The organism is Pseudomonas arabinosi, from assembly GCF_047758675.1.
GTDB lineage: Bacteria > Pseudomonadota > Gammaproteobacteria > Pseudomonadales > Pseudomonadaceae > Aquipseudomonas > Aquipseudomonas arabinosi.
This window is the reverse complement of sequence record NZ_CP180480.1, coordinates 3,561,856-3,583,619: the sequence shown is the minus strand read 5'-3', so window position 1 is coordinate 3,583,619 and position 21,764 is coordinate 3,561,856. Positions and strand designations below refer to the sequence as shown.

The following is a 21,764-nucleotide window of genomic DNA, read 5'->3' as shown; positions in this document are numbered from 1 at the left end:
CCCGGGCGTTTTTATTGGGCGGTTGCAGCTTACTTAGGTGCGGAAACCCGCCCTGATGATGCGATCCACAGACTTAGATCTTGCCGACCAGGTCCAGGGACGGAGCCAGTGTGGCCTCGCCTTCTTTCCACTTGGCAGGGCAAACCTGGCCTGGGTGAGCCGCGACGTACTGAGCAGCCTTGATTTTGCGCAGCAGCTCGGAAGCGTCACGGCCAACGCCGCCATCGTTCAGCTCAACGATTTTGATCTGGCCTTCAGGGTTGATGACGAAGGTGCCACGGTCAGCCAGACCTGCTTCTTCGATCAGCACGTCGAAGTTGCGGGAGATGGCGTGAGTCGGGTCGCCGATCATGGTGTACTGGATTTTGCTGATAGCAGGCGAAGTGTTGTGCCAGGCAGCGTGGGCAAAATGGGTATCGGTGGAAACGCTGTAGATCTCGACGCCCAGCTTCTGGAACGCGTCGTAGTTGTCAGCCAGGTCTTCCAGCTCGGTCGGGCAAACGAAGGTGAAGTCGGCTGGGTAGAAGAACACGACAGACCATTTGCCTTTCAGGTCGGCGTCCGACACTTTTACGAAGTCGCCATTTTTGAAGGCGTCAGCTTTGAACGGTTTAACTTGGCTGTTGATGATAGGCATCGATGACTCTCCGTCAGGGTTGAAAAGTTTGGTTGAGAAGTTGATGGAGTGAATCCTACCGACTCGATTGCCGGATGGCTCATTGGCAAACCTCATGCTGCTCATTGGTTTTCGCTATTAGCGGAACGTATTAATAGAAGAAAACTTACTTAGCAGCGCCAATGGCTTTTTCCGCGAGCGGTGTCATCCCGAGAAACGGGCTGGTTTCAACATAGCGCATGGCGGACTTCATATCCTTCCAGCCCACGTAACTCATCAACGACTTCAAGTCCCACCCGCTCTGATGCGCCCAAGTGGCAAAGCCACGCCGCAAAGAGTGACTGGTGTAGTGCTCGGCCGGGATGCCGGCACGCTCCAGCGCCTGGCGCAGTAATGGAATCACGCTGTTGGCGTGCAGCCCCTCCTCGCTCAGGTGGCCCCAACGGTCGATGCCTCGGAATACCGGTCCGCGAACCAACGCGGCTTCGGTGATCCAGTCGACGTAGGCCTGCACCGGGCACAGGCGCTGCATCGCGGGTGTCTGGTAAGTCTTGCCGAGATTCTCGCGGTCACTCTTGGTTCGCGGCAAATAGAGCGTGATGCCTGAGCCGACAGCCGCTTGCACGTGCTCGATCTGTAGCCGGCACAACTCATCGCTACGAAAGCCGCGCCAGAAGCCCAACAGGATCAGCGCCCTGTCGCGCCGGGCCCGCAGCAGAGCCGGTTGATCGTGTTCAGACTTCGCGGTTTGCGCTTCTTGCTCCAACCAGGCAACCACTTGCTCCAGATGCTGAAGTTGTAACGGCTCGGCCTGTTTTTCCTGAGCCGGGTGCAGCGCGCGAATGCCCTTGAACACCTTGCGCACCACCGGTGCCTTGGTGGGGTCTGGAAAACCCTGACTGTTGTGCCATTGCGCCAGCGCTGACAGGCGCAACTTCAAGGTATTGATCGACAGCACGCCTGCATGAGCGACCAGATAGCGCGCGACGCTGTCGCTGGTCGCCGGCAGGAAGCCGCCCCAACTGACTTCGAAATGCTCGATAGCCGCCCGATAGCTGCGACGGGTGTTGTCGCGGGTGGCGGCTTGCAGGTAACGATCCAGCTCAGTCATCAGCTCAACTCTCTAAAACGTACCGCTTTGGCGGGTGAAAACGCGCCACCGGGCTCATCACACGGGGTAATACCAGTATATCCCGCATGACTACCCATCGTATTTTAACTTTTTAGTTAGCGTGGTACATTGTGTACTTAAGTGGCATGTACCACAGTACGAAATCGTAGGAGAACTCATGGCTCGTGGCGGTGTAAACAAAGCAGTGGTCCAGGCAGCACGCTTGGCAATTTTGGCTCGCGGCGAAAACCCAAGCATTGATGCGGTACGGATCGAGATGGGCAACACGGGCTCGAAAACCACGATTCATCGCTATTTGAAGGAGCTGGATGACGGTGCAGAGCGCGCCGAAGTGCCGCCAGAACCGATTGATGACGAGCTGGCGGGACTGGTTGTGCGGCTGGCACAAAGACTCAAGGAGCAGGCTCAGGAACCCATCGATCAGGCTCGCGAGCAGTTCGACAAACAAAAGAAAGCGCTGGATACGCAGCTGCATGAAGCCCTGCAGGCCAACACGCAATTGCAGCAGCAGTACGAGATTCAAAGCCTGGCACTGACTCAAGAGTCCGAGGCCCTGCTAGAAACCCGCGCCATGCTGCAGACCGAACAAACCCGCAACGCCGGACTGAACCAGGCATTGGCCGATTTCGAATTACGCTTGCAAGACAAGGACGAGCAGATCCGCTCCCTTGAAGAGAAACACCTGCACGCTCGCGACGCCCTGGAACACTACCGCAACGCCGTCAAAGAACAGCGCGAGCAGGAACAACGTCGCCACGAAAGCCAGGTGCAGCAGATTCAGATGGAATTGCGCCAAGCCCAGCAAAGCGCATTGGTGCGCCAGGATGAGATCACACAACTGCACCGCGACAACGAGCGTTTGTTAACGGAGAACCGGGGCACCCTGAGAGAGTTGAGCCTGCTGCAGGATCAACTCAAGCAAACCAACGCTCGACAGGATCAGTTGCTGGAACAGGTGAACCGTATCGACAGCGAACGCACCCTCCTCCAGGAACGCTTGCGCGCTGCCCTGCTGGAAAGTCAGTCGTTGAAACAGAGCGTCGATGAGCAGTCGCAGATAAACAAAGCGCTGGAAATCGAGTTGCTCAAGACTCAGGCGAGCCTCGATGAGAGCGTGCGCCTGGCGGCCGTCATTGCGACAGCGCCAGACGCATCAGCCCCCCAAAAGGACGATTAACCCGCGACCGGCGTGCGCATGGTGACGAACTCTTCGGCGGCAGTCGGGTGCACGCCGATGGTTTCATCGAAATCGCGCTTGGTAGCACCCGCTTTCAAGGCGATCGCCAAGCCCTGAATAATCTCCCCAGCCTCCGGACCGACCATGTGACAGCCCAAAACCTTGTCGGTCTTGGCGTCCACCACCAGCTTCATCAGGGTGCGTTCCTGGCATTCGGTCAGGGTCAGTTTCATTGGACGGAAGCGGCTTTCGAAGATCACCACATCGTGACCGGCCTCCCGGGCCTCTTCCTCGGTGAAACCGACCGTGCCGATGTTCGGCAAGCTGAACACTGCGGTCGGGATCATCTTGTAATCCACCGGGCGATATTGCTCAGGTTTGAACAAACGTCGCGCCACGGCCATGCCTTCCGCCAACGCCACCGGCGTCAGTTGAACCCGACCGATCACATCGCCAAGCGCCAGGATCGACGGTTCAGCCGTCTGATACTGCTCGTCGACCTCGACGAAACCTTTCTTGTCGAGTTTGACCCCGGTGTTTTCCAGCCCAAGATTGTCGAGCATCGGACGTCGACCGGTGGCGTAGAACACACAATCAGCTTCCAGCTCACGGCCGTCCTTGAGGGTCACCTTCAGGCTGCCATCGGACTGCTTGTCGATACGTTCGATGTCGGCGTTGAATTGCAAGTTCATGCCGCGCTTGGTCAGCTCTTCCTGCAGGTGTTTGCGCACCGCACCGTCGAAACCGCGCAGGAACAGTTCACCGCGATAAAGCAACGTGGTGTCGGCGCCCAGACCGTGGAAGATCCCGGCGAATTCGACCGCGATGTATCCACCGCCTACCACCAGAACGCGCTTGGGCAGTTCTTTGAGGAAGAACGCCTGGTTGGAACTGATCGCGTGCTCGTGCCCCGGAATTTCCGGAATCTGTGGCCATCCTCCGGTAGCAATCAGGATGTTTTTGGCGGTGTAGCGCTCGCCATTGATCTCGACCTGGTGCGGATCAACGATTTTGGCGTGGCCTTCATGCAAGGTCACACCACTGTTAACCAGCAGATTGCGGTAGATACCGTTCAGGCGATTGATCTCGCGATCCTTGTTGGCGATCAGCGTCGCCCAATCGAACTTCGCCTCGCCCGGCGTCCAGCCAAAACCTTGCGACTGCTCGAAGTCTTCGGCGAAGTGTGCGCCGTAAACCAGCAGCTTCTTCGGCACACAGCCGACGTTGACACAAGTGCCACCCAGGTATCGACTCTCGGCCACCGCCACTTTCGCGCCAAAACCGGCAGCAAAACGCGCAGCCCGCACACCGCCGGAACCGGCGCCAATTACATAAAGGTCAAAATCGTAGGCCATTTTTTCAATCTCCTTGGCAGTCCACAAGCATACCCGCAGACATCCGTTGGGCAAGCGCTGTAAACGATATGGGGACGGAAAATGAAAAAGCCACCCGAACAGACTGTGTGAAAACCTAGCAATCTGTGCGGCACTCAAAGAAAATGCTCCGTATCGAAAGATACGGAGCATTTTTCGTTATGGCCTACATCCAAGGAGAGTCCCGCAGCCAGACCAGCCTGTTCCCGGCCTCGCTGGAGGAACTGATCCCCGAGGATCACCTCGTTCGTGTGATCGACCTCTACGTCGCCAAGCTGGATCTGGTGCAACTGGGCTTCGACAAAGCGTTGCCCAAAGGCACCGGGCGCCCCTCTTATGATCCTGCCGATCCGCTAAAACTCTATCTCTACGGCTATTTCCAACGGATTCGCTCCTCACGCCGACTTGAGGCCGAGTGTCAGCGCAACATCGAAGTGATGTGGTTGATCAACCGGCTCAAACCCGACTTCAAGACCATCGCCGACTTTCGCAAAAACAACAAACCGGCCTTTGTGGCGACGTGCCGGGCCTTCGTCCAGTTCTGCCGAACCGCCGGCCTGATAGCCGGTGAGCTGGTGGCCATCGATGGCAGCAAGTTTCAGGCGGTTGCTTCCTCGCGGCGTCATATGAGTTTGAAGCGGCTCAAGCACCAGGAGCAGACGCTGGATAAACGCATTGCCGGCGCCGATATGTCTCACGCCATGCTCACGAAGAGGCGTTCGAACGCATGGAGCGGCGAATGCAGGCACACCCCGAAATGATGGTCAGCCGAAGATCCATCGTGGAGCATCCCTTCGGCAACCTAAAACAGTGGTTGTTTGGCAACGCTCGCTTCTTGCTGCGACAGCTCGAGGGGGCGAGAGCCGAAATGGCCTTGGCAGTGAACGCCTATAACCTGAAAAGAGCGATTAACGTGCTCGGCGAACGTCAGTTGATGGCGTTGATGGGCTGAAACGCCCTTTTTCGTCTGCCGTCCGCACAAAAGCAAACGCCCCGAACAAGTCGGGGCGTTTGCTTGAAATCACCATCAGTGTGTTTTCACACAGTCTGCGAAGGTGGCTTTTCAATACAAGTGGGTCAAAGGCTATCAGTAAGCCTTGCCAGTCTTGTAGAAGTTCTCGAAGCAGAAGTTGGTGGCTTCGATGTAGCCTTCGGCGCCACCGCAGTCAAAACGCTGGCCTTTGAACTTGTAGGCAATCACGCAACCGTTTTTCGCCTGTTTCATCAGGGCGTCGGTGATTTGAATCTCGCCGCCTTTGCCTGGCTCGGTTTGCTTGATGAGCTCGAAAATATCCGGCGTCAGGATGTAACGACCGATGATCGCCAGGTTCGACGGTGCGTCTTCCGGGGCTGGTTTTTCGACCATGTTGCGAACGCGGTACAAATCATCAGCGATCAGCTCGCCGGCGATCACGCCGTACTTGTTGGTTTCCATCGGATCCACTTCCTGGATCGCAACGATGGTGCAGCGATACTGCTCGTATAGCTTGACCATCTGGGTCAGGACGCCGTCGCCTTCGAGGTTGACGCACAAGTCGTCCGCCAGCACTACCGCGAACGGTTCGTCGCCGATCAGCGGGCGGCCAGTCAGGATCGCGTGGCCCAGGCCTTTCATTTCGGTCTGGCGAGTGTAGGAGAACGAGCACTCGTCCAACAGCTTACGGATGCCGACCAGGTATTTTTCCTTGTCGGTACCTTTGATCTGGTTTTCCAGCTCGTAGCTGATATCGAAGTGGTCTTCCAGAGCGCGCTTGCCGCGACCGGTGACGATGGAGATTTCAGTCAACCCAGCGTCCAGTGCTTCTTCGACGCCGTACTGGATCAGTGGCTTGTTTACCACCGGCAGCATTTCTTTGGGCATGGCTTTAGTCGCTGGCAGGAAGCGAGTACCGTAACCGGCTGCTGGGAACAAGCATTTCTTGATCATATAAGTCCTTGATAGGGCTGTGTGTACGAGTTTCGGCGCAGTCTAATCAGGCGGCGTGCACCTTACAATGCCCCCGCACTGGCTAACCGATGCCATCATAGAGAAATATTCTCGCGGATAGTTCCCGAGATAGCTCCGCAGCCTTTATAGATAGCACAGACCATCAGATCTGCACGGCCGCGAATCGCACAACCCTACACCATCAGCACCGGTTGGGTGCATTTGGCGCTATCATTGCGCGATTGAACCAGTCAACGAGGCAGATAGATGTCGGAAGCAAAAAGTGTCAACGGGTTCCTGATCAATCAGGCGAAAGACGGCCAGTGGTGGATATTCAACTTCGGCGGCGGCGAGGAGATCGCCGGTCCTTTCGCCACTGAAGCGCTGGCAATTGAGGTGGCATCCGTATTGCAACTTGAACACCCGCCCGTCAAACACCGCGGCAAAGACAAGACTTGATCTGAACCGGTTTTTGACCAAGCCCTGCCCTGCGCAGGGCTTTTTTGTGATTGCCTGCAACAAAGTGGCCATTCGCTATAACCTTTTGATGCCTGCGCTGTCACAGGCTCAGCCCCTTCATCCTGACGACGACAACGACATGAATAAATTTTTGCCCCTGATCGCGGCACTGGCCCTGAGCGGCTGCGCCACTTCCGAAACGACCTACCTGAACAACGGCGAGCAAGGCCTGGCGATCGACTGCTCCGGGGAAGCCAATTCCTGGGCGACCTGTTACGAAAAAGCCGATGCCTCTTGCGCCGGCACCGGCTATCGGATCGTCGGTACCGACGGAACACCTTCGACCAAGGAAAGCGACAAAACGCTGGGTGTCGACGTCGGCAACTACAAGAACCGCAGCGTCGTGGTGGTCTGCAAGTAAGGCGCCCTGCCCTACATGTGAATTTCGGCGAACTTGATCCCGAGGCCGCGCACCGTCTCGATCAATTCATCGAGGCTACTGAAGGATTCGACTTCATCGTTTTCATCCACCAGAAAATAACTGCGCCCGGCGCTTTTCTTGAAAAACACGATCCATTCTCCCGGATTCGCCGGATTCTGAATCACGTGGGTGGCAGAGATGTGACCCTCTGCATGGCGCTCCCGTACCTGCTCTCGCTTCATGCTCGACTCCAGAAATGACAATGCCGCCAAAGCGCTGCTTTGGCGGCATCGGTGCTGACGGGCGACAGTCTATCAGCCGGAAATGCACTCAGTAGCGGCATTGCGTACATCCATGGGGCGCAACGGCACATTGGAAATGCGCTCATGCAACTTGATGCTGCTGCCAGTGGAGCGGTCTTCGATATCAAACACCGCAGCCGGACCCGAGGAGAACTTCTGCGGCACGATGACTCGCATTCCGTCCTTGTGCGGTTCGACTTGCAGGGCTCCCCGGCTGCTGGCCAGTTTCTCTGTGAGGCATTGCGCGTACTCATGAGGCTTCTTGCCTGAAATCACGCTCATGGTCGGTAACGTCTCATTGATCTCCGAGACACTCGCACAACCACTCATCGCTATCGCCATAGGCAGGAACAGCACACCCCACTTCATACAACACCTCCGATAAAGACACTCCGACAGTACAAATGCTGTTTTTCTCCGAGGCACGCTGCGTTTATCGCTCATAGAATTCCGTATAACTGTTTTTAATTGTCAAAGCAGACCTCGAGGACCGGATAATAACCCGTTCGGGCTGATAAACTGCGCCAATCGCACATGCTATCGTTTTGATTTTGTAGAAAAAGCCCTTCTGGAGGCGCCTCATGAAATTTATCCACCAGCGCGAGCACCTCAACGAAGACGACATCGTCGTCATTCAATGCTCCCAAACATGCAACATCCGCTTGATGAACGACGCCAATTTCCGCAGCTTCAAGAATGGCGGCCGCCACACTTACCATGGTGGTGCATTCGACACCTTCCCGGCCCGAATTACCGCGCCGAGCACCGGTTTCTGGAACATCACCATCGACACGGTCAACCGCCGGCCGATCAGCGTGACTCGCAAACCGACCCTGACTCACACCATCAAGATCATCCGCCGCTCCAGCACGAAACTGAGCTGAGTGACACCCAAACACGAAGACAAGCAGGTATGACCGTGGCCCAAACGACCAAGTACGTCATCAAATACAAACTCAATGGCGAGCGTCGCTTCGAATTTGCCCAGCTTGAAAACGGCACCGAAGAAGAAGCCAAGGCCGCGCTGGACGCTCTTCATGGTTCGAGCGAAGACGTCATCAGCGAAATAAGCGTCAGCAAAGCGTTGTAACGGAATCTGGAGCGACAACATGGACGTCTGCTCCTGCCTCTGAAATTCAACCGCAAGCGCCGGAGTGTTAACGAAGCCCCCTCTCCCTAGACTGGCCACCTCAACCTTGGGTTAAGGAGTCAGAACATGTCTACTTCCTCGATTCGCTTCATCAGTGGCCCTTCCCGCCTTGGCGTCTTGCTGCTCGCGTTCAGCGCCGAGGGTTTGTGTGCGTTGCTGCTCGGCGATGACCTGGCCATGCTGGAACGCGATCTTGCGCGACGTTTCCCCGCAAAACAAACACCGCAGCGCGATGAGGGCTTGATGCCTGCGCTGGAGCAAACCCTGCGCCACCTTGAAGACCCGCGCTCCGCCCTGGATTTGCCGCTGGATCTGACGGGCAGCGTGTTTCAACGGCGAGTCTGGAATGCCCTGCGGCAAATACCGGTGGGTGGAACCGCCAGCTATCTGGATATCGCGCGACAACTGGGACAACCCACGGCTTTTCGGGCAGTGGCCAACGCCTGCGGAGCGAACCCGTTGGCGGTGATCGTGCCGTGTCATCGGGTGCTGCGTCAGGATGGCAGCCTCGGCGGTTACCGTTGGGGGCTGGAACGCAAACGGCAACTGCTGGAGCGAGAGGCGCAGCAATGAGCGAGCGTTCTCTTGATGGACTGGACTGGGACGCGCTGGCACAGCAACTCGATCAAGATGGCTGCGCGATTATCAGGTCGCTTTTAAGCCACGAGACGTGCGATGAAATCAGCGCTCTGTATGCCCGCCCCCAACCGTTTCGCTCGCAAGTGATCATGGCTCGTCACGGCTTTGGCCGTGGCGAGTACAAATACTTCAAATACCCGTTGCCAGATGTCGTCGCCCGTTTGCGCAGTGCGCTCTATCCTCGATTGGTGCCCATTGCCAATCGCTGGCACGAGCACATGGACCTGCCGACCCGTTTCCCGGAAACCCACGAGGCGTTCCTCGAACGCTGCCATACCGCCGGTCAGGAACGCCCGACGCCGTTGTTGCTGCAATATGGACCGCAGGACTACAACTGCTTGCATCAGGACCTGTACGGCGAACACGTCTTCCCGCTGCAAGTGGCGATTCTGCTGTCAGAGCCGGACGACGATTTCACCGGTGGCGAGTTCGTGCTGACGGAACAGCGCCCACGGATGCAGTCGCGCCCTCAGGTCATTGGCCTGAAGAAAGGTGACGGGCTGATCTTTGCCGTCAACCAACGACCGGTCAAAGGCGTTCGCGGCTATTACCGGGTTACCCTGCGCCACGGGGTGAGTCGCCTGCACAGTGGAAAACGGCATACCCTTGGAATCATCTTTCACGATGCGTTATGACCCCATGAGCCCGACCACCTTCGACTTGTTTGCCGACGCGGAACCCGAGCAGCAACCCAGGCTCGACCGGATCGGTGAACAGTCTTGCGTCCTCAGAGGTTTTGCCCTGCCCTGGCTGGATCAGTTGCTGCCCGCACTGGACGCGGTTCTGGCGGCGGCACCGTTTCGGCAAATGATCACGCCCGGTGGCTTTACCATGTCGGTCGCCTTGAGCAGTTGCGGCACGCTGGGCTGGACCACCGACCGCAGCGGTTATCGTTATACCCGCCATGATCCGCTGACCGGAGCACCCTGGCCGAAAATGCCCGAGGTGTTTTTCGAACTGGCACAAGCGGCGGCGCGGGAATCAGGGTTTGCGGATTTCGTGCCTGATTCCTGCCTGATCAACCGCTATGTTCCCGGAGCCAAGATGTCGTTGCACCAGGACAAAGACGAAGCTTCCTACGCAGCGCCCATCGTTTCAGTGTCCCTGGGATTACCGGCGATGTTCCTGTTCGGCGGCTTCGAACGCAGCGATAAAAGCCAACGAGTGCCGCTGTTGCATGGCGACGTTGTGGTCTGGGGTGGCGTGGATCGCTTGCGTTATCACGGGGTCTTGCCGATCAAGGACGGCCAACACCCGCGACTGGGCGAGCAACGGATCAACTTCACCTTTCGTACCGCCGGATGACGCCTTCGAATTCGACCGCAAGACCCGGGGTGTGGCGACCCCGTCGGCTGGTTAATCTGCATGAAACGGATCAACGGACATGAAGCCATGACAAGCCACTCGACAAAGATCTCCACCGAGAACGACCCGCGCTGGGCCGCCGTCGTCGCGCGTGATCCCCGGGCAGATGGACAGTTTGTGTATGCGGTGAAAACCACCGGCATTTACTGCCGCCCCAGTAGCCTGGCGCGCTTGCCGAAACCGCAGAACGTCGAATTCTTCGACACGGCCGAGCAGGCCCAGGCAGCGGGTTATCGCCCCAGCAAACGCGCCGCGAAGGATCAAAGCGACATCGCCGCGCAACATGCAGCGACCGTGGCGGCCGCTTGTCGCCACATCGAAACCGCGGAAAATCTGCCTGTTCTGAGCGAGCTGGCTTCTGCTGCGGGCCTGAGTAGCTTTCACTTCCATCGGGTGTTCAAAGCGGTGACCGGTCTGACGCCCAAGGGTTACGCCGCGGCCCACCGTTCACGCAGAGTCCGTGAGCGCCTCGCGGACGGAGACTCGGTGACCGACGCGCTGTATGACGCCGGCTTCAACTCCAACAGCCGTTTCTATGAAGCCGCCGATCAGCTATTGGGCATGAAACCCGGTGATTACCGCGCCGCCGGTCAGAACAACGACATTCGTTTTGCCGTCGGCCAGTGTTCCCTGGGGGCGATTCTGGTGGCGCAGAGTGAGCGTGGTGTTTGCGCGATCCTGCTGGGCGATGACCCACACCAACTGGTCTGCGATCTGCAGGACAAGTTTCGACGCGCGAATTTGATTGGCGCCGACCAAGCGTTCGAGCAACTGATCGCCAAGGTGGTTGGTTTTATCGAAGCGCCGGCCCTGGGCCTGGACTTGCCGCTGGATGTTCGTGGCACCGCTTTTCAAGAACGGGTCTGGCAAGCCCTGCGGGAGATTCCCGCCGGTTGCACCGCCAGCTACGCCGATATCGCTCAACGAATCGGCGCGCCAAAAGCAATGCGCGCCGTGGCTCAAGCCTGCGGCGCGAACAACCTGGCGGTGGCGATTCCGTGCCACCGCGTGGTGCGCAGCGACGGCAACCTGTCGGGCTATCGCTGGGGTGTAGAGCGCAAGCGTCAGTTGCTTGAGCGCGAAAACCCGTCTGAGTCCTGAATGCCGATATAGACCGACACTGAATCCGGGCTGGTATAAACCTCGAAGTCTGTGGCGAACGCGCGGCAAATCTGCGGGTTGTCCTTGAAGTAGGCCCAGATCAGGCCCCACGCCTGAATGACGCTATCCGGCATCGCCCCTTTGGCGCTGAACACCAGGTAATCGCCTCCCTCCACCTGAACCTGCGCAAAGTCCTCGGAGGGTGCGGTGACCGCCACCCCCGCGGTCACATCGAATTGGCCCGAAGCGTCGGACTCGTAGTTGGAGTAGACGCCGTACATGAAAGAATCCGGCTGTTTGTGGGGGATCTTGTCGAAGATGTCCTCAACGAAGAATTGTTCCCACATCGGGCCGATGCGCGCAGTGTCTGGTTGCTGCTCTGCGGCATTGCAGGTGCGCACTTGCAGGCCCGAGACGCTAAAGGGCCGCACTTCACGCTGCTTTACATCCATGGTCGGTAGTCCTTGTCTCTGTTCGTTTGTCTGTTTGATTGGCGGTGAGACAGTCAACGATTGACGTCGACCACCACCCGTCCACGTAATTGACCGGCGAGCAATCTCGGTGCAGCTTCGATCACTTCGCTCAAGCCGATTTCGTGGCTGATCAGCGGCAACAAGGTGAAGTCCAGATCCTTGGCCAGACGATTCCAGGCCAGTATCCGCTTGGCTTTGGGCTGAGTCACGCTGTTGATCCCGGCCAGGGTCACACCGCGCAAAATGAACGGTGCGACTGAAGCCGGGAAGTCCATGCCTTGCGCCAGGCCACACGCGGCGACAGTGCCATTGGCCTTCGTGCTGGCACAAGCGTTGGCCAGGGTGTGGCTGCCGACCGAGTCGATGACCGCCGCCCAACGCTCCTTGGCCAAGGGTTTGCCCGGCTCGGACAGCGTGGCGCGGTCGATGATTTCGCTGGCGCCGAGTTGCTTGAGGTAATCGTGTTCCGAGGTTCGGCCGGTAGACGCGACCACCCGATAGCCAAGCTTGCTCAGCAGTGCGATGGCGAAACTGCCTACACCGCCATTGGCGCCCGTGACCAATACGTCGCCCTGATCGGGCGTCACGCCGTTATGTTCCAGCGCCAGGATGCTCAGCATCGCCGTGTAACCCGCCGTGCCGATGGCCATCGCTTGCGCCGCGGTGAACGCCTTGGGCAGCGGAATTAGCCAGTCGCCACTCAAGCGAGCCTTCTGCGCCAGTCCACCCCAATGTCCTTCGCCAACACCCCAGCCATTGAGTACGACCTGATCACCGACCTTGTAGTCCGGATGCCCACTGACTTCGACAGTGCCTGCCAGATCGATCCCCGGCACCATCGGGAATTTTCGCACCACCGGGCTGCTACCGGTGATCGCCAGGCCATCCTTGAAGTTCAGCGTGCTGTACGCCACACGCACTGTCACATCGCCCTCGGGCAGTTGATCGTCATTGATCTCTTGCAGTGTGGCCCGGTAACCGCTGTCGTCTTTGTCGATCAAAATGCCTTGGAACATTGCTGCCTCCCAATGGAATCACTCAGTTGTGGTGCAGTTGAAATAACACATGGCAACCTTTCGCCGTACTCGACTTTAAGCCAAGAATGGCACACGAACCGAAAACTCGACTGGCCATATGTCAGTCATAGCTGATACAAAAACGGTCCTACCGTCCCTGTCCTGTTATGACGTCGGAGAACCCTTCAAATGAGCAAATGGCCAGACACCCGCATTCTTGATCTGCTTGGCATTGAGCTGCCGATCATCCAGGCGCCCATGGCCGGCGCGACCGGTTCGGCCATGGTTATCGCAGCCAGTAATGCCGGCGGCCTGGGCTCGATGCCGGCCGCCATGTTGAGCATCGATCAGTTGCGCGAGGAGCTGAAAACGATTCGTCAGCACACTCAGCGCCCGATTAACGTCAACTACTTCTGCCATCAGACTCCCGCCGCCGATGAGCAACGCGCTCAAGACTGGAAGAATCTGCTGGAGCCCTACTACCGGGAACTTGGCGTGGACGTCGACGCGCCGACGCCGGTGTCCAATCGAGCGCCGTTCGATAACGCGGCCTGCGAAGTGGTCGAAGAGTTTCGCCCTGAAGTCGTGAGTTTTCACTTCGGCCTGCCGGAAAAATCCCTGCTGGATCGCGTTAAAGCCACTGGGGCGAAAGTGCTCTCGTCGGCCACCTCCGTCGAAGAGGCGATCTGGTTAGAGCAGCAGGGTTGTGACGCGATCATTGCCATGGGGTATGAAGCCGGTGGCCATCGGGGCATGTTTCTCAGTGATGACCTGAGCAGCCAAGTGGGCCTATTTGCGCTGGTGCCGCAGATCGTTGATGCGGTGAAAGTGCCAGTGATTGCTGCTGGCGGGATTGCCGATGCACGAGGCGTCGCGGCGGCTTTCCTGTTGGGGGCTTCGGCGGTGCAAGTGGGCACGGCGTACTTGTTCACACCAGAGGCCAAGGTCAGCGCTTCTCATCACAAGGCGTTGCGCACGGCCAAGGAAAGTGAAACGGCCGTCACTAACATTTTCACCGGCCGCCCGGCGCGCGGCATTCTCAATCGGGTGATGCGCGAACTTGGACCGATGAGCGCCAAAGCACCGGCCTTTCCGCTGGCGGGTGGCGCGCTGATGCCGTTGCGGGCCAAGGGAGAAGCGGATTTCAGCAATCTCTGGGCGGGTCAGGCATTCACGCTGGGCGTTGAAATGACCACGACTGAACTGACCCGGAAGCTGGCAGATGAAGGGTTGGCAAAATTGGTGGGTCGGTAACGCACGTCCGTGTAGCAGCTGCCGAAGGCTGGCTGCGCCAGCGGCTACAAGGTTCACCGTGGTCTCAATAACACGCATCCGACACATTCCGTTTGCAGGCATTTCGCTATATATTCCACTATATAGCGTTTCGCCCCCCTCGTTGCACTTGCCTATAACGGAGCCGTTTCATGACCATTCGTGCCTCACGTTTTGCCCCCACCTGCCTGGCAGCCCTGCTGGCAGTGTTCGCTTTCGGGGCCGCCCAGGCGGGCGAAGTCCAGGTTGCCGTCGCCGCCAACTTCTCGGCACCGATTCAGGCGATCGCCGCCGATTTCGAAAAAGACACCGGGCATAAACTGGTCACCTCCTTTGGTGCCACCGGCCAGTTCTACACCCAGATCAAGAACGGCGCACCGTTCGAAGTGTTCCTCTCGGCGGACGACACCACCCCGCAAAAACTCGAAACCGAAGGCGACACGGTCAAGGGCTCGCGCTTCACCTACGCCGTCGGCACCCTGGCGCTGTGGTCGGCCAAGGAAGGTTATGTCGATGCCAAGGGCGAAGTGCTGAAAAAGAACGAATACCAGCATCTGTCCATCGCCAACCCGAAAGCGGCGCCTTACGGTCTGGCTGCTACTCAGGTACTGGCCAAGCTGGGCCTGACCGATAAGGTCAAAGCCAAGATCGTTGAAGGCCAGAACATCACCCAGGCCTATCAATTCGTCTCCACCGGCAACGCCGAACTGGGTTTTGTGGCCTTGTCGCAGATCTACAAAGACGGCAAAGTCACCGGCGGCTCGGCCTGGATCGTTCCAGCGGACATGCACGACCCGATCAAACAAGACGCGGTAATCCTCAACAAGGGCAAGGACAACCCGGCCGCCAAGGCGCTGGTTGACTACCTCAAAGGTCCGAAAGCCGCCGCCGTCATCAAATCCTACGGTTACCAACTCTAAATGACGCTATCGAGTGCCGACTTTTCCGCCATCTGGCTGACCCTGAAACTGGCGTCGCTGACGACGGTTATCCTGCTGATCATCGGCACTCCGATTGCGTTATGGCTGTCGCACACCCGCTCGTGGTTGCGCGGCCCGGTCGGGGCGATCGTCGCCCTGCCCCTGGTGCTGCCGCCGACGGTGATTGGCTTCTATCTGTTGCTGGCGCTCGGCCCTAACGGGTTTGTCGGCCACTTCACCCAATCACTGGGGCTCGGCACCCTCACTTTCAGTTTTGCAGGGCTGGTGATCGGCTCAGTGCTTTACTCGATGCCGTTCGTGGTCCAGCCACTGCAAAATGCTTTTTCCGCCATCGGCACTCGCCCACTGGAGGTGGCCGCGACCTTGCGTGCCAATCCCTGGGACACGTTTTTCAGCGTGATCCTGCCGCTGGCCCGCCCCGGTTTCATTACCGCTGCCATTCTCGGTTTCGCCCACACCGTGGGTGAATTCGGCGTGGTATTGATGATCGGTGGCAACATTCCCGACAAGACCCGTGTGGTCTCGGTGCAGATCTACGATCACGTCGAAGCCATGGAGTACGCCCAGGCCCATTGGCTGGCCGGGGCGATGCTGGTGTTCTCCTTTATGGTGTTGCTGGCGCTCTACTCCAGCCGTAAAACCAAAGCAGGCTGGAGCTGATCGATGATTCATACGCGTCTGAAACTGAGGTATTCGGGGTTCGCCCTAGAGGTAGATCTGCAATTGCCCGGCCGCGGCGTCACTGCCCTTTACGGTCATTCCGGTTCGGGCAAGACCACCTGCCTGCGTTGCATCGCTGGCCTGGAGAAGGCCGAGCAGGGATTCATCCAGATCAACGATGAAGTCTGGCAGGACAGCGACAAGAAGATTTTCGTACCGCCACACAAACGCGCACTGGGTTACGTCTTCCAGGAAGCCAGCCTGTTTCCCCATCTGTCGGTGCTGGCCAATCTGGAGTTCGGTCTCAAGCGCATTCCTCGCCAACAGCGGCGGGTCGACATGGCACACGCGACCGAACTGCTCGGGATCGGCCATTTGCTGGATCGGCATCCGCAGCACCTTTCCGGCGGTGAACGGCAGCGGGTCGGCATCGCCCGCGCCCTGCTCACCAGCCCGAAACTGTTGCTGATGGACGAACCGCTGGCGGCACTGGATAGCCAACGCAAAAACGAAATCCTGCCTTACCTGCAACGACTGCACGATGAGCTGGACATCCCGGTGCTGTACGTCAGCCACTCACAGGATGAAGTCGCGCGGTTGGCCGACCACATCGTCTTGCTGAGTGAAGGCAAGGCGCTGGCCAGCGGCCCTATTGGCGAAACGCTGGCCCGTCTCGACCTGCCCTTGGCGCTGGGCGATGACGCCGGCGTGGTAATCGAGGGGCACGTCAGTGCCTATGACGCCGACTATCAGTTGCTGACCCTGCAACTGCCGAACACGACCCTGAACATTCGCGTGGCTCACTCACCGATGACTCCGGGTCAGGCGCTGCGCTGCAAGGTCCAGGCGCGGGATGTCAGCCTGAGCCTGCAAAGCGTCGAGCAAAGCAGCATCCTCAATCGCCTGCCCGTCACCGTGATCAGTGAAATGGGCGCGGACAACGCCGCACACGTGCTGATCCGTCTGGACGCGGGTGGCACACCGCTGCTGGCGCGAATCACTCGCTACTCCCGGGACCAATTGGGCGTGCACCCCGGCCAGCAACTCTGGGCACAGATCAAGGCGGTGGCGGTACTGGCGTAAATCCGCTGGCACGACTGCAACGGCGCGCGGTCAATGGCTGTAACGGCCCCTGATCCACTGCCAAGGACTACCGCCATGCCTGATATCGCGCTGCCCGATGTGCTGCCATCCGACCTGCACTACGTCGATGACACCCAGCCCGGTATCACCCGCAAAAAACTGCGCGGCAAGTTCTGCTATTACGACCCTGCGGGTCAGCGCATCACCGATCAAGACGAGATCAAACGCATCAATGCCCTCGCCGTGCCCCCGGCCTACGCCGATGTGTGGATCTGTGCCGACCCGCGCGGCCATCTGCAAGCTACCGGTCGTGATGCCCGAGGTCGCAAACAATACCGCTATCACCCGCGCTGGCGAGAAGTGCGCGATGCCGACAAATACTCGCGTTTGCGAGACTTCGGCCTGGCCCTGCCAAAACTGCGCAAACAGCTTGAAGCACTGCTGGCGGCTCCCGGCTTCAGTCGCGACAAAGTCATGGCCACGGTGATCACCTTGCTCGACGCGACGCTGATCCGGGTCGGCAACACCCAGTACGCTCGGGACAACCGTTCCTATGGCCTGACCACCCTGCGCAACCGTCACGTCGAGGTCAACGGCAACGCGATCCTGTTCCAGTTCCGTGGCAAGAGCGGCGTCGAGCACCAGATCACCGTGAAAGACCGACGCCTGGCGCGGATCATCAAACGTTGCCTGGAAATTCCCGGGCAAAACCTGTTTCAGTACCTGGATGAAAACGGTGAGCGGCACACCGTCAGTTCCTCCGACGTCAACGCCTACCTGCAAACCCTCACCGGTGCCGATTTCACTGCCAAGGATTACCGAACCTGGGCCGGCAGCGCATTGGCGTTGGCGGTTTTGCGTGAACTGCAGTGGGAGCCTGAGTCGGATGCCAAGCGGCATGTGGTGGAGATGGTCAAGAACGTTGCCAAACAGTTGGGTAACACCCCGGCAGTCTGCCGCAAGTGCTACATCCACCCGGCGGTGCTCGATGGTTTTCTTTTGGGGGCGTTGGCTGAGCTGCCCAGACCACGAGCGCGTAAAGGGCTCAGGGCAGAGGAAGTCGGGCTGGCAGTGTTTTTGGAGATGAGGGTAGCAATGGCTGAGGCGACGAACTGACCTGTCTATTTTTTGCACGATCGCAAATGGCTTCTATAGTTGTTGTGAACCTGAATTAGCTGTGGTGACGCCATGGAAGACATTTTCGTTGTGAAGCGTTGCAACAAGATCATCATCTATGGCCGCCGAACCGGAGATGCCAACCATCCACCACCCGATGCCACCGTCTGGTATCGCATCGCCGATACTCGAACCCGTGGCTTCATCGGTGACGGTTTCGATCATGAAGAAGACGCCCGGCGTGAATGCCGGCAGCTGAATGCCAGGTCGCAAGTGACGGTCCGAGAAGGCTGATGCCACCGGCCTTTCACGGGTCTATACTGAAAAAAGCTGAAGGATTAGCGACCCCATCGGCAGACAGCTCGCTCCCCCGCGGGCTTTTTGCTGCCAATTAAAGGTTTCTTGAACGGAGGTGTTTGCCATGTCCGAAAAAGAGTCCATCACCACTTTGCTCACCCTGCTCGACTCCCGTCAGGCTCGCCTGGCAGCGGCATGCAAGGAAATCGCCGACTGGGTCGATCATCAAGGCGGGCACCCGACGGCCCTCAGAATCCGTGATCGTCTGAACGACATCGAGAAGGACGCGCCACTGATTCGCAATACGCTGTCGTCGCTCAAACCTGTTGACCCGCCCCTGCCGCGGTTCAGATGATTCGATCTGGACATCCTCAAGGACACGGCCTGATTCAGGACGCATAAACGGCGACCTTATCGTCACCGGGTGCGTCCTTGCCTGAGCGCTTCCTGCTACATCCCCAACCCAGCCTGACGCTGGGCTTTTTTATTGCGGTGCAGTCTATTTCACACTGCGTTCACAACTCACGCCCTACAGTGACCGGACTCCTTTGAAGAATCCCCCTGGCCCGCCCGCATGCGGGCCTTTTTTTTGCCCATTACGCAGGTAACGAACGTCACCGTACGCTGGAGGTCAAACGATCACACGTCACGAAGGAGGCGTCTGATGGTTACTCACTTCAAAGTCGGCGGGCATCTGGCCTGCGGTCACAAAGGCAGCAAGCTCGTTTCAACCAGCGAACTTACCCGGGTGAAATGCAGAAGCTGCCGCAACACCGACGCGTTCAAGGATGCGCGCAAAGACCAGCGCAACGCTGCACGCCGCGCCGCACGCAAAGCCAAAGTTACGCACACCGCCAATGACTGGCGCGCGGCTTGGGTCGAACGGCTCACTGCCATGGATGGATTGCAACGATTGCCTCGTGGTTTTACCGGTCAACCTTTCGTTTAACTGACAGCTTCGGCGGCTGAATCGAGGTCACTCGATCCGGCCGCTGGCGCCATGATTTCCAGCAACGACATGCGCTTGAAGGCTTCGACCAGACCACGCCCCTCCTCGGGTGCACAGGTGATTGCCAGCCGCATGGTCGCCTCCCCCAGATGCCAGATCAGAAACGCGGATTCCCGAACGCGCAACGCATCGCTGTCGGGGAATACCCGAAGCATCGCATCAGCCAATAACCCGCCCGCGATACGACTTTCCTGCAGTTCCAACACCATGAGCTGTTTGTCCGCCTGCATCCCGGACCAGATATCACGCATCGCCGGTGTAGCAAAAACGATCTCGTAATACTGATCGAGCAGCTCCGAATAGGCTGCTTGCAATCCTTGCGCGTCCTCGACAGCACCCAACGCCTCTTCGATACAGCGACGGCTTTCGGCGTTATAGCGCTCGGCGAGCATCCGAATCACCGAACTCTTGTCGGGAAAGTATTGATAAAGCGATCCGATCGATATCTCTGAATGCTCGGCAATTTCACTCATTTTTAATTGATCGCTGCCCTTGGTCGCGATCAGTTGAGTCGCCACGGCCAGGATTCGCTCCTGCCGCTCTCGACTGCGTTGTTGCGTGGGGTTGCGCCGAGTCGGCTCTGAAACAAGGGGCTCAAGCACCTCAGGAATTTTCTTGGGCATGGGTGCACTTCCCGTTCAATAAACATGACATAGGCTCACCTTAGCACCGCTCAACAGGCAGCTGCCATACGTCGGTTTCCAGGGTTCTGTCAGTTGACGGCATAACGTGAGGGTTTATCATCTTTTAAACGTGAGCATCACTCACATTAGCCCAATGGAGATGAACGCGATGAAAACCACTCAAGAGAACATCCTGATTCTTGGCGCGACTGGCAAAACCGGTCGGCGAATTGCCCAACGACTGGAAACTGCGGGCCTGCCTGTCCGCCTGGGTTCCCGTGCGGCGACCCCACCCTTCGACTGGGAAGATCGAGCTACCTGGGAAGCGGCGCTTGATGGCATTCACGCGGTCTACCTCTCCTTTCAACCAGACCTCGCCGTCCCCGGCGCGCTGGAAACGGTTCAGTCATTCACCGATCAGGCGGTCAAAAGCGGTGTCAGCACGCTGGTGCTGCTATCGGGTCGCGGCGAGGTCGAAGCAGAACAGGCCGAACGCGTCATCCAGAACAGCGGAGTCGACTGGACAATTCTGCGGGCCAGCTGGTTCTTCCAGAATTTCAGCGAGGCGCACTTCCTGGGACCTATCCTTCAAGGGGAACTGGCCCTCCCCGTCGGTCCTATCGCAGAGCCCTTCATCGACGCAGAAGACATCGCCGAGATCGCGGTCGAGGCACTGACCAAACCAGAACACTCTGGCCAACTCTATGAACTGACGGGCCCACGAGCGCTGACATTTGCCGAAGCCGTCGATGAAATCGCCCGTGCGACAAAACGCGAAATCCGTTTCACCGCAGTGCCACCGCAGGCTTACCGTCAGGCGCTGGAACAGGAAGAACTTCCTGCACAATTGATCGACCTGGTGCTGTATCTCTTCACCACCGTGCTTGATGGCCGTAATGCACCGGTTGCCGATGGCGTGCAGCGTGCGCTGGGTCGGCCGGCGCGGGATTTTTCCGACTATGTTCGGCGCACGGCTGCTACGGGCGTCTGGGAAAATGAGGGATGAAATCGAGTATTGCATTCCATCACGAACCCAATAACGGCACCAGCGAGGTGCCCGCTGGCATCCTGCCATTTTTGGCGGCAAACAGATTTCTCGACTAGGGTTCTATCGAACCAAAATTGCGCCGATGATGTTGGCGGGCACTCATCAAGGAGGGGACAGATGACATCAATTCGTAAGACCGAGCAAACCTATCGCACCTGGTCCAGCCCAATCTTGCTTGAACTCAAGGAGAGAGAGGACCAGCTGGACCCCGACGCCCGCCAGGCCCTTCAAAATGTTTTGGTCGAGAGACGGCTTGTCGATACCGGCAACCCTGCTGGCGAAAATCGACGCGGCGCTGGTCCAGGGGCTAGCGGCCGGGATCAATAACTGCCGCAGGCTAAAAAACAGCAAGCCAGAAACAAACAAGGGTTTGCATCAGCTTTCGCCCGCAAACCCTTGATTTTAGATGGTGCCGAAGCCGGAATCGAACCTTTCTCTTTGTCGCTGAAAATAAAGGAAATTTTTAAAGTCGAAAATTTTTGTACCTCTATGTGTACCCTCACGGGGCTTCCAATGGTACGACTGGAACGCGGTGAGGCACCGAGTAGACGAAAATATCCCGAT

The 21,764-nt window shown here is 58.2% G+C and carries 28 protein-coding genes and 1 pseudogene; 20 read left to right on the top strand and 9 right to left on the bottom strand.

From position 1 onward, the window contains the following. Positions 1–73: 73 nt before the first annotated feature. Both ahpC and ACMXYJ_RS16865 read right to left on the bottom strand, forming a co-directional pair. Positions 74–637, bottom strand: coding sequence for an alkyl hydroperoxide reductase subunit C (gene ahpC, locus ACMXYJ_RS16870; protein WP_129444510.1), 564 nt, complete (start codon positions 635–637; stop codon positions 74–76). A gap of 145 nt (positions 638–782) precedes the next feature. Further along, a complete protein-coding gene (locus tag ACMXYJ_RS16865) occupies positions 783–1,727 on the bottom strand; it encodes a site-specific integrase (protein WP_415756068.1) in 945 nt (314 codons plus the stop codon). A 178-nt stretch (positions 1,728–1,905) separates the two neighbouring features. Between ACMXYJ_RS16865 and ACMXYJ_RS16860 the strand changes: the two genes are divergently transcribed. Then, the gene (locus tag ACMXYJ_RS16860) at positions 1,906–2,925 is read left to right on the top strand and encodes a DNA-binding protein (protein ID WP_415756067.1); all 1,020 of its coding nucleotides are present in this window, start codon (positions 1,906–1,908) and stop codon (positions 2,923–2,925) included. Here the strand turns inward: ACMXYJ_RS16860 and gorA are convergent. Continuing rightward, positions 2,922–4,280, bottom strand: coding sequence for a glutathione-disulfide reductase (gene gorA / locus ACMXYJ_RS16855; protein WP_415756066.1), 1,359 nt, complete (start codon positions 4,278–4,280; stop codon positions 2,922–2,924). The two genes, ACMXYJ_RS16860 and gorA, sit on opposite strands and share 4 nt — an antisense overlap. Before the next feature lie 179 nt (positions 4,281–4,459). Here gorA and ACMXYJ_RS16850 point away from each other — a divergent pair. Continuing rightward, positions 4,460–5,250: pseudogene (locus ACMXYJ_RS16850) on the top strand (transposase). 135 nt (positions 5,251–5,385) lie between these two features. Here the strand turns inward: ACMXYJ_RS16850 and galU are convergent. Further along, on the bottom strand, positions 5,386–6,225 hold the full coding sequence (galU, locus tag ACMXYJ_RS16845) for a UTP--glucose-1-phosphate uridylyltransferase GalU (protein WP_076030977.1): 840 nt from the start codon (positions 6,223–6,225) through the stop codon (positions 5,386–5,388). Between the two features lie 267 nt (positions 6,226–6,492). Between galU and ACMXYJ_RS16840 the strand changes: the two genes are divergently transcribed. Then, positions 6,493–6,684 (top strand): hypothetical protein, encoded by a 192-nt coding sequence (locus ACMXYJ_RS16840; protein ID WP_415756065.1) that lies wholly within the window; start codon positions 6,493–6,495, stop codon positions 6,682–6,684. 139 nt (positions 6,685–6,823) lie between these two features. Then, the gene (locus tag ACMXYJ_RS16835; protein ID WP_056740098.1) at positions 6,824–7,105 is read left to right on the top strand and encodes a hypothetical protein; all 282 of its coding nucleotides are present in this window, start codon (positions 6,824–6,826) and stop codon (positions 7,103–7,105) included. 11 nt (positions 7,106–7,116) lie between these two features. Here ACMXYJ_RS16835 and ACMXYJ_RS16830 read toward each other — a convergent pair whose 3' ends face one another. Beyond that, the gene (locus tag ACMXYJ_RS16830) at positions 7,117–7,347 is read right to left on the bottom strand and encodes a hypothetical protein (protein ID WP_008155098.1); all 231 of its coding nucleotides are present in this window, start codon (positions 7,345–7,347) and stop codon (positions 7,117–7,119) included. Between the two features lie 72 nt (positions 7,348–7,419). After that, a complete protein-coding gene (locus ACMXYJ_RS16825; protein WP_415756064.1) occupies positions 7,420–7,776 on the bottom strand; it encodes a hypothetical protein in 357 nt (118 codons plus the stop codon). Positions 7,777–7,988: 212 nt separating this feature from the next. Here ACMXYJ_RS16825 and ACMXYJ_RS16820 point away from each other — a divergent pair, with 212 nt between their 5' ends. The 6 genes from ACMXYJ_RS16820 to ada all read left to right on the top strand — a co-directional run bounded on the left by ACMXYJ_RS16820 (position 7,989) and on the right by ada (position 11,662). After that, a complete protein-coding gene (locus tag ACMXYJ_RS16820) occupies positions 7,989–8,291 on the top strand; it encodes a DUF1883 domain-containing protein (RefSeq protein WP_024164534.1) in 303 nt (100 codons plus the stop codon). Between the two features lie 29 nt (positions 8,292–8,320). After that, a complete protein-coding gene (locus ACMXYJ_RS16815) occupies positions 8,321–8,497 on the top strand; it encodes a hypothetical protein (RefSeq protein ID WP_156363902.1) in 177 nt (58 codons plus the stop codon). Positions 8,498–8,623: 126 nt separating this feature from the next. Beyond that, positions 8,624–9,130: a methylated-DNA--[protein]-cysteine S-methyltransferase gene (locus ACMXYJ_RS16810; RefSeq protein ID WP_415756063.1), complete on the top strand. Its 507-nt coding sequence runs from the start codon at positions 8,624–8,626 to the stop codon at positions 9,128–9,130. Beyond that, the gene (locus ACMXYJ_RS16805) at positions 9,127–9,831 is read left to right on the top strand and encodes a 2OG-Fe(II) oxygenase (protein ID WP_415756062.1); all 705 of its coding nucleotides are present in this window, start codon (positions 9,127–9,129) and stop codon (positions 9,829–9,831) included. The genes ACMXYJ_RS16810 and ACMXYJ_RS16805 overlap by 4 nt, the downstream gene beginning before the upstream one ends. After that, positions 9,821–10,501 (top strand): DNA oxidative demethylase AlkB, encoded by a 681-nt coding sequence (gene alkB, locus ACMXYJ_RS16800; RefSeq protein WP_415756061.1) that lies wholly within the window; start codon positions 9,821–9,823, stop codon positions 10,499–10,501. Before ACMXYJ_RS16805 ends, alkB begins: the two co-directional genes overlap by 11 nt. A gap of 87 nt (positions 10,502–10,588) precedes the next feature. Further along, positions 10,589–11,662 carry a bifunctional DNA-binding transcriptional regulator/O6-methylguanine-DNA methyltransferase Ada gene (gene ada / locus ACMXYJ_RS16795; protein WP_415760746.1) on the top strand — a complete coding sequence of 358 codons (1,074 nt, stop codon included), beginning with the start codon at positions 10,589–10,591 and terminating at the stop codon, positions 11,660–11,662. On the opposite strand, the gene ACMXYJ_RS16790 is transcribed toward ada, so the two are convergent. After that, on the bottom strand, positions 11,626–12,114 hold the full coding sequence (locus ACMXYJ_RS16790; protein WP_415756060.1) for a GyrI-like domain-containing protein: 489 nt from the start codon (positions 12,112–12,114) through the stop codon (positions 11,626–11,628). The two genes, ada and ACMXYJ_RS16790, sit on opposite strands and share 37 nt — an antisense overlap. 53 nt (positions 12,115–12,167) lie before the next feature. After that, positions 12,168–13,151 (bottom strand): acrylyl-CoA reductase (NADPH), encoded by a 984-nt coding sequence (locus tag ACMXYJ_RS16785; protein ID WP_415756059.1) that lies wholly within the window; start codon positions 13,149–13,151, stop codon positions 12,168–12,170. 189 nt (positions 13,152–13,340) lie between these two features. Between ACMXYJ_RS16785 and ACMXYJ_RS16780 the strand changes: the two genes are divergently transcribed. The 8 genes from ACMXYJ_RS16780 (at position 13,341) to ACMXYJ_RS16745 (ending at position 19,469) form a co-directional block, all read left to right on the top strand. Continuing rightward, positions 13,341–14,405 carry an NAD(P)H-dependent flavin oxidoreductase gene (locus ACMXYJ_RS16780; protein ID WP_415756058.1) on the top strand — a complete coding sequence of 355 codons (1,065 nt, stop codon included), beginning with the start codon at positions 13,341–13,343 and terminating at the stop codon, positions 14,403–14,405. Between the two features lie 170 nt (positions 14,406–14,575). Further along, a complete protein-coding gene (modA, locus tag ACMXYJ_RS16775) occupies positions 14,576–15,343 on the top strand; it encodes a molybdate ABC transporter substrate-binding protein (RefSeq protein ID WP_415756057.1) in 768 nt (255 codons plus the stop codon). Next, positions 15,344–16,024, top strand: coding sequence for a molybdate ABC transporter permease subunit (gene modB / locus ACMXYJ_RS16770; RefSeq protein WP_415756056.1), 681 nt, complete (start codon positions 15,344–15,346; stop codon positions 16,022–16,024). Positions 16,025–16,027: 3 nt separating this feature from the next. Further along, entirely contained in the window at positions 16,028–17,107 is a 1,080-nt protein-coding gene (gene modC / locus ACMXYJ_RS16765) for a molybdenum ABC transporter ATP-binding protein (protein WP_415756055.1), read from the top strand. Between the two features lie 75 nt (positions 17,108–17,182). Then, a complete protein-coding gene (locus ACMXYJ_RS16760) occupies positions 17,183–18,223 on the top strand; it encodes a DNA topoisomerase IB (RefSeq protein ID WP_415756054.1) in 1,041 nt (346 codons plus the stop codon). 72 nt (positions 18,224–18,295) lie between these two features. Next, positions 18,296–18,517 (top strand): hypothetical protein, encoded by a 222-nt coding sequence (locus ACMXYJ_RS16755; protein ID WP_415756053.1) that lies wholly within the window; start codon positions 18,296–18,298, stop codon positions 18,515–18,517. 127 nt (positions 18,518–18,644) lie between these two features. Further along, the gene (locus ACMXYJ_RS16750) at positions 18,645–18,875 is read left to right on the top strand and encodes a hypothetical protein (protein ID WP_010460746.1); all 231 of its coding nucleotides are present in this window, start codon (positions 18,645–18,647) and stop codon (positions 18,873–18,875) included. A 309-nt stretch (positions 18,876–19,184) separates the two neighbouring features. Then, positions 19,185–19,469, top strand: coding sequence for a hypothetical protein (locus ACMXYJ_RS16745; protein WP_415756052.1), 285 nt, complete (start codon positions 19,185–19,187; stop codon positions 19,467–19,469). Here ACMXYJ_RS16745 and ACMXYJ_RS16740 read toward each other — a convergent pair. Then, entirely contained in the window at positions 19,466–20,152 is a 687-nt protein-coding gene (locus ACMXYJ_RS16740) for a TetR/AcrR family transcriptional regulator (protein WP_415756051.1), read from the bottom strand. The genes ACMXYJ_RS16745 and ACMXYJ_RS16740 overlap by 4 nt on opposite strands. Positions 20,153–20,321: 169 nt before the next feature. On the opposite strand from ACMXYJ_RS16740, the gene ACMXYJ_RS16735 reads away from it, so the two are divergent. Continuing rightward, positions 20,322–21,158 (top strand): NmrA family transcriptional regulator, encoded by an 837-nt coding sequence (locus ACMXYJ_RS16735; RefSeq protein ID WP_415756050.1) that lies wholly within the window; start codon positions 20,322–20,324, stop codon positions 21,156–21,158. 159 nt (positions 21,159–21,317) lie between these two features. Then, positions 21,318–21,527 (top strand): hypothetical protein, encoded by a 210-nt coding sequence (locus tag ACMXYJ_RS16730; RefSeq protein WP_415756049.1) that lies wholly within the window; start codon positions 21,318–21,320, stop codon positions 21,525–21,527. Positions 21,528–21,764 lie beyond the last annotated feature (237 nt).

What these genes read in the sequence shown, in the direction of transcription:
- ahpC (WP_129444510.1), bottom strand. Translation starts at nt 637, where the DNA reads ATGCCTATCATCAACAGCCAAGTTAAACCGTTCAAAGCTGACGCCTTC.
- ACMXYJ_RS16785 (WP_415756059.1), bottom strand. Translation starts at nt 13,151, where the DNA reads ATGTTCCAAGGCATTTTGATCGACAAAGACGACAGCGGTTACCGGGCC.
- ACMXYJ_RS16760 (WP_415756054.1), top strand. Translation starts at nt 17,183, where the DNA reads ATGCCTGATATCGCGCTGCCCGATGTGCTGCCATCCGACCTGCACTAC.
- ACMXYJ_RS16750 (WP_010460746.1), top strand. Translation starts at nt 18,645, where the DNA reads ATGTCCGAAAAAGAGTCCATCACCACTTTGCTCACCCTGCTCGACTCC.
- galU (WP_076030977.1), bottom strand. Translation starts at nt 6,225, where the DNA reads ATGATCAAGAAATGCTTGTTCCCAGCAGCCGGTTACGGTACTCGCTTC.
- ACMXYJ_RS16805 (WP_415756062.1), top strand. Translation starts at nt 9,127, where the DNA reads ATGAGCGAGCGTTCTCTTGATGGACTGGACTGGGACGCGCTGGCACAG.
- ACMXYJ_RS16865 (WP_415756068.1), bottom strand. Translation starts at nt 1,727, where the DNA reads ATGACTGAGCTGGATCGTTACCTGCAAGCCGCCACCCGCGACAACACC.
- modC (WP_415756055.1), top strand. Translation starts at nt 16,028, where the DNA reads ATGATTCATACGCGTCTGAAACTGAGGTATTCGGGGTTCGCCCTAGAG.
- ACMXYJ_RS16735 (WP_415756050.1), top strand. Translation starts at nt 20,322, where the DNA reads ATGAAAACCACTCAAGAGAACATCCTGATTCTTGGCGCGACTGGCAAA.
- ACMXYJ_RS16810 (WP_415756063.1), top strand. Translation starts at nt 8,624, where the DNA reads ATGTCTACTTCCTCGATTCGCTTCATCAGTGGCCCTTCCCGCCTTGGC.
- ACMXYJ_RS16755 (WP_415756053.1), top strand. Translation starts at nt 18,296, where the DNA reads ATGGAAGACATTTTCGTTGTGAAGCGTTGCAACAAGATCATCATCTAT.
- ACMXYJ_RS16780 (WP_415756058.1), top strand. Translation starts at nt 13,341, where the DNA reads ATGAGCAAATGGCCAGACACCCGCATTCTTGATCTGCTTGGCATTGAG.
- ACMXYJ_RS16745 (WP_415756052.1), top strand. Translation starts at nt 19,185, where the DNA reads ATGGTTACTCACTTCAAAGTCGGCGGGCATCTGGCCTGCGGTCACAAA.
- ACMXYJ_RS16790 (WP_415756060.1), bottom strand. Translation starts at nt 12,114, where the DNA reads ATGGATGTAAAGCAGCGTGAAGTGCGGCCCTTTAGCGTCTCGGGCCTG.
- ACMXYJ_RS16740 (WP_415756051.1), bottom strand. Translation starts at nt 20,152, where the DNA reads ATGCCCAAGAAAATTCCTGAGGTGCTTGAGCCCCTTGTTTCAGAGCCG.
- ada (WP_415760746.1), top strand. Translation starts at nt 10,589, where the DNA reads ATGACAAGCCACTCGACAAAGATCTCCACCGAGAACGACCCGCGCTGG.
- ACMXYJ_RS16860 (WP_415756067.1), top strand. Translation starts at nt 1,906, where the DNA reads ATGGCTCGTGGCGGTGTAAACAAAGCAGTGGTCCAGGCAGCACGCTTG.
- modB (WP_415756056.1), top strand. Translation starts at nt 15,344, where the DNA reads ATGACGCTATCGAGTGCCGACTTTTCCGCCATCTGGCTGACCCTGAAA.
- ACMXYJ_RS16825 (WP_415756064.1), bottom strand. Translation starts at nt 7,776, where the DNA reads ATGAAGTGGGGTGTGCTGTTCCTGCCTATGGCGATAGCGATGAGTGGT.
- alkB (WP_415756061.1), top strand. Translation starts at nt 9,821, where the DNA reads ATGCGTTATGACCCCATGAGCCCGACCACCTTCGACTTGTTTGCCGAC.
- ACMXYJ_RS16820 (WP_024164534.1), top strand. Translation starts at nt 7,989, where the DNA reads ATGAAATTTATCCACCAGCGCGAGCACCTCAACGAAGACGACATCGTC.
- ACMXYJ_RS16815 (WP_156363902.1), top strand. Translation starts at nt 8,321, where the DNA reads ATGACCGTGGCCCAAACGACCAAGTACGTCATCAAATACAAACTCAAT.
- gorA (WP_415756066.1), bottom strand. Translation starts at nt 4,280, where the DNA reads ATGGCCTACGATTTTGACCTTTATGTAATTGGCGCCGGTTCCGGCGGT.
- ACMXYJ_RS16835 (WP_056740098.1), top strand. Translation starts at nt 6,824, where the DNA reads ATGAATAAATTTTTGCCCCTGATCGCGGCACTGGCCCTGAGCGGCTGC.
- modA (WP_415756057.1), top strand. Translation starts at nt 14,576, where the DNA reads ATGACCATTCGTGCCTCACGTTTTGCCCCCACCTGCCTGGCAGCCCTG.
- ACMXYJ_RS16830 (WP_008155098.1), bottom strand. Translation starts at nt 7,347, where the DNA reads ATGAAGCGAGAGCAGGTACGGGAGCGCCATGCAGAGGGTCACATCTCT.
- ACMXYJ_RS16730 (WP_415756049.1), top strand. Translation starts at nt 21,318, where the DNA reads ATGACATCAATTCGTAAGACCGAGCAAACCTATCGCACCTGGTCCAGC.
- ACMXYJ_RS16840 (WP_415756065.1), top strand. Translation starts at nt 6,493, where the DNA reads ATGTCGGAAGCAAAAAGTGTCAACGGGTTCCTGATCAATCAGGCGAAA.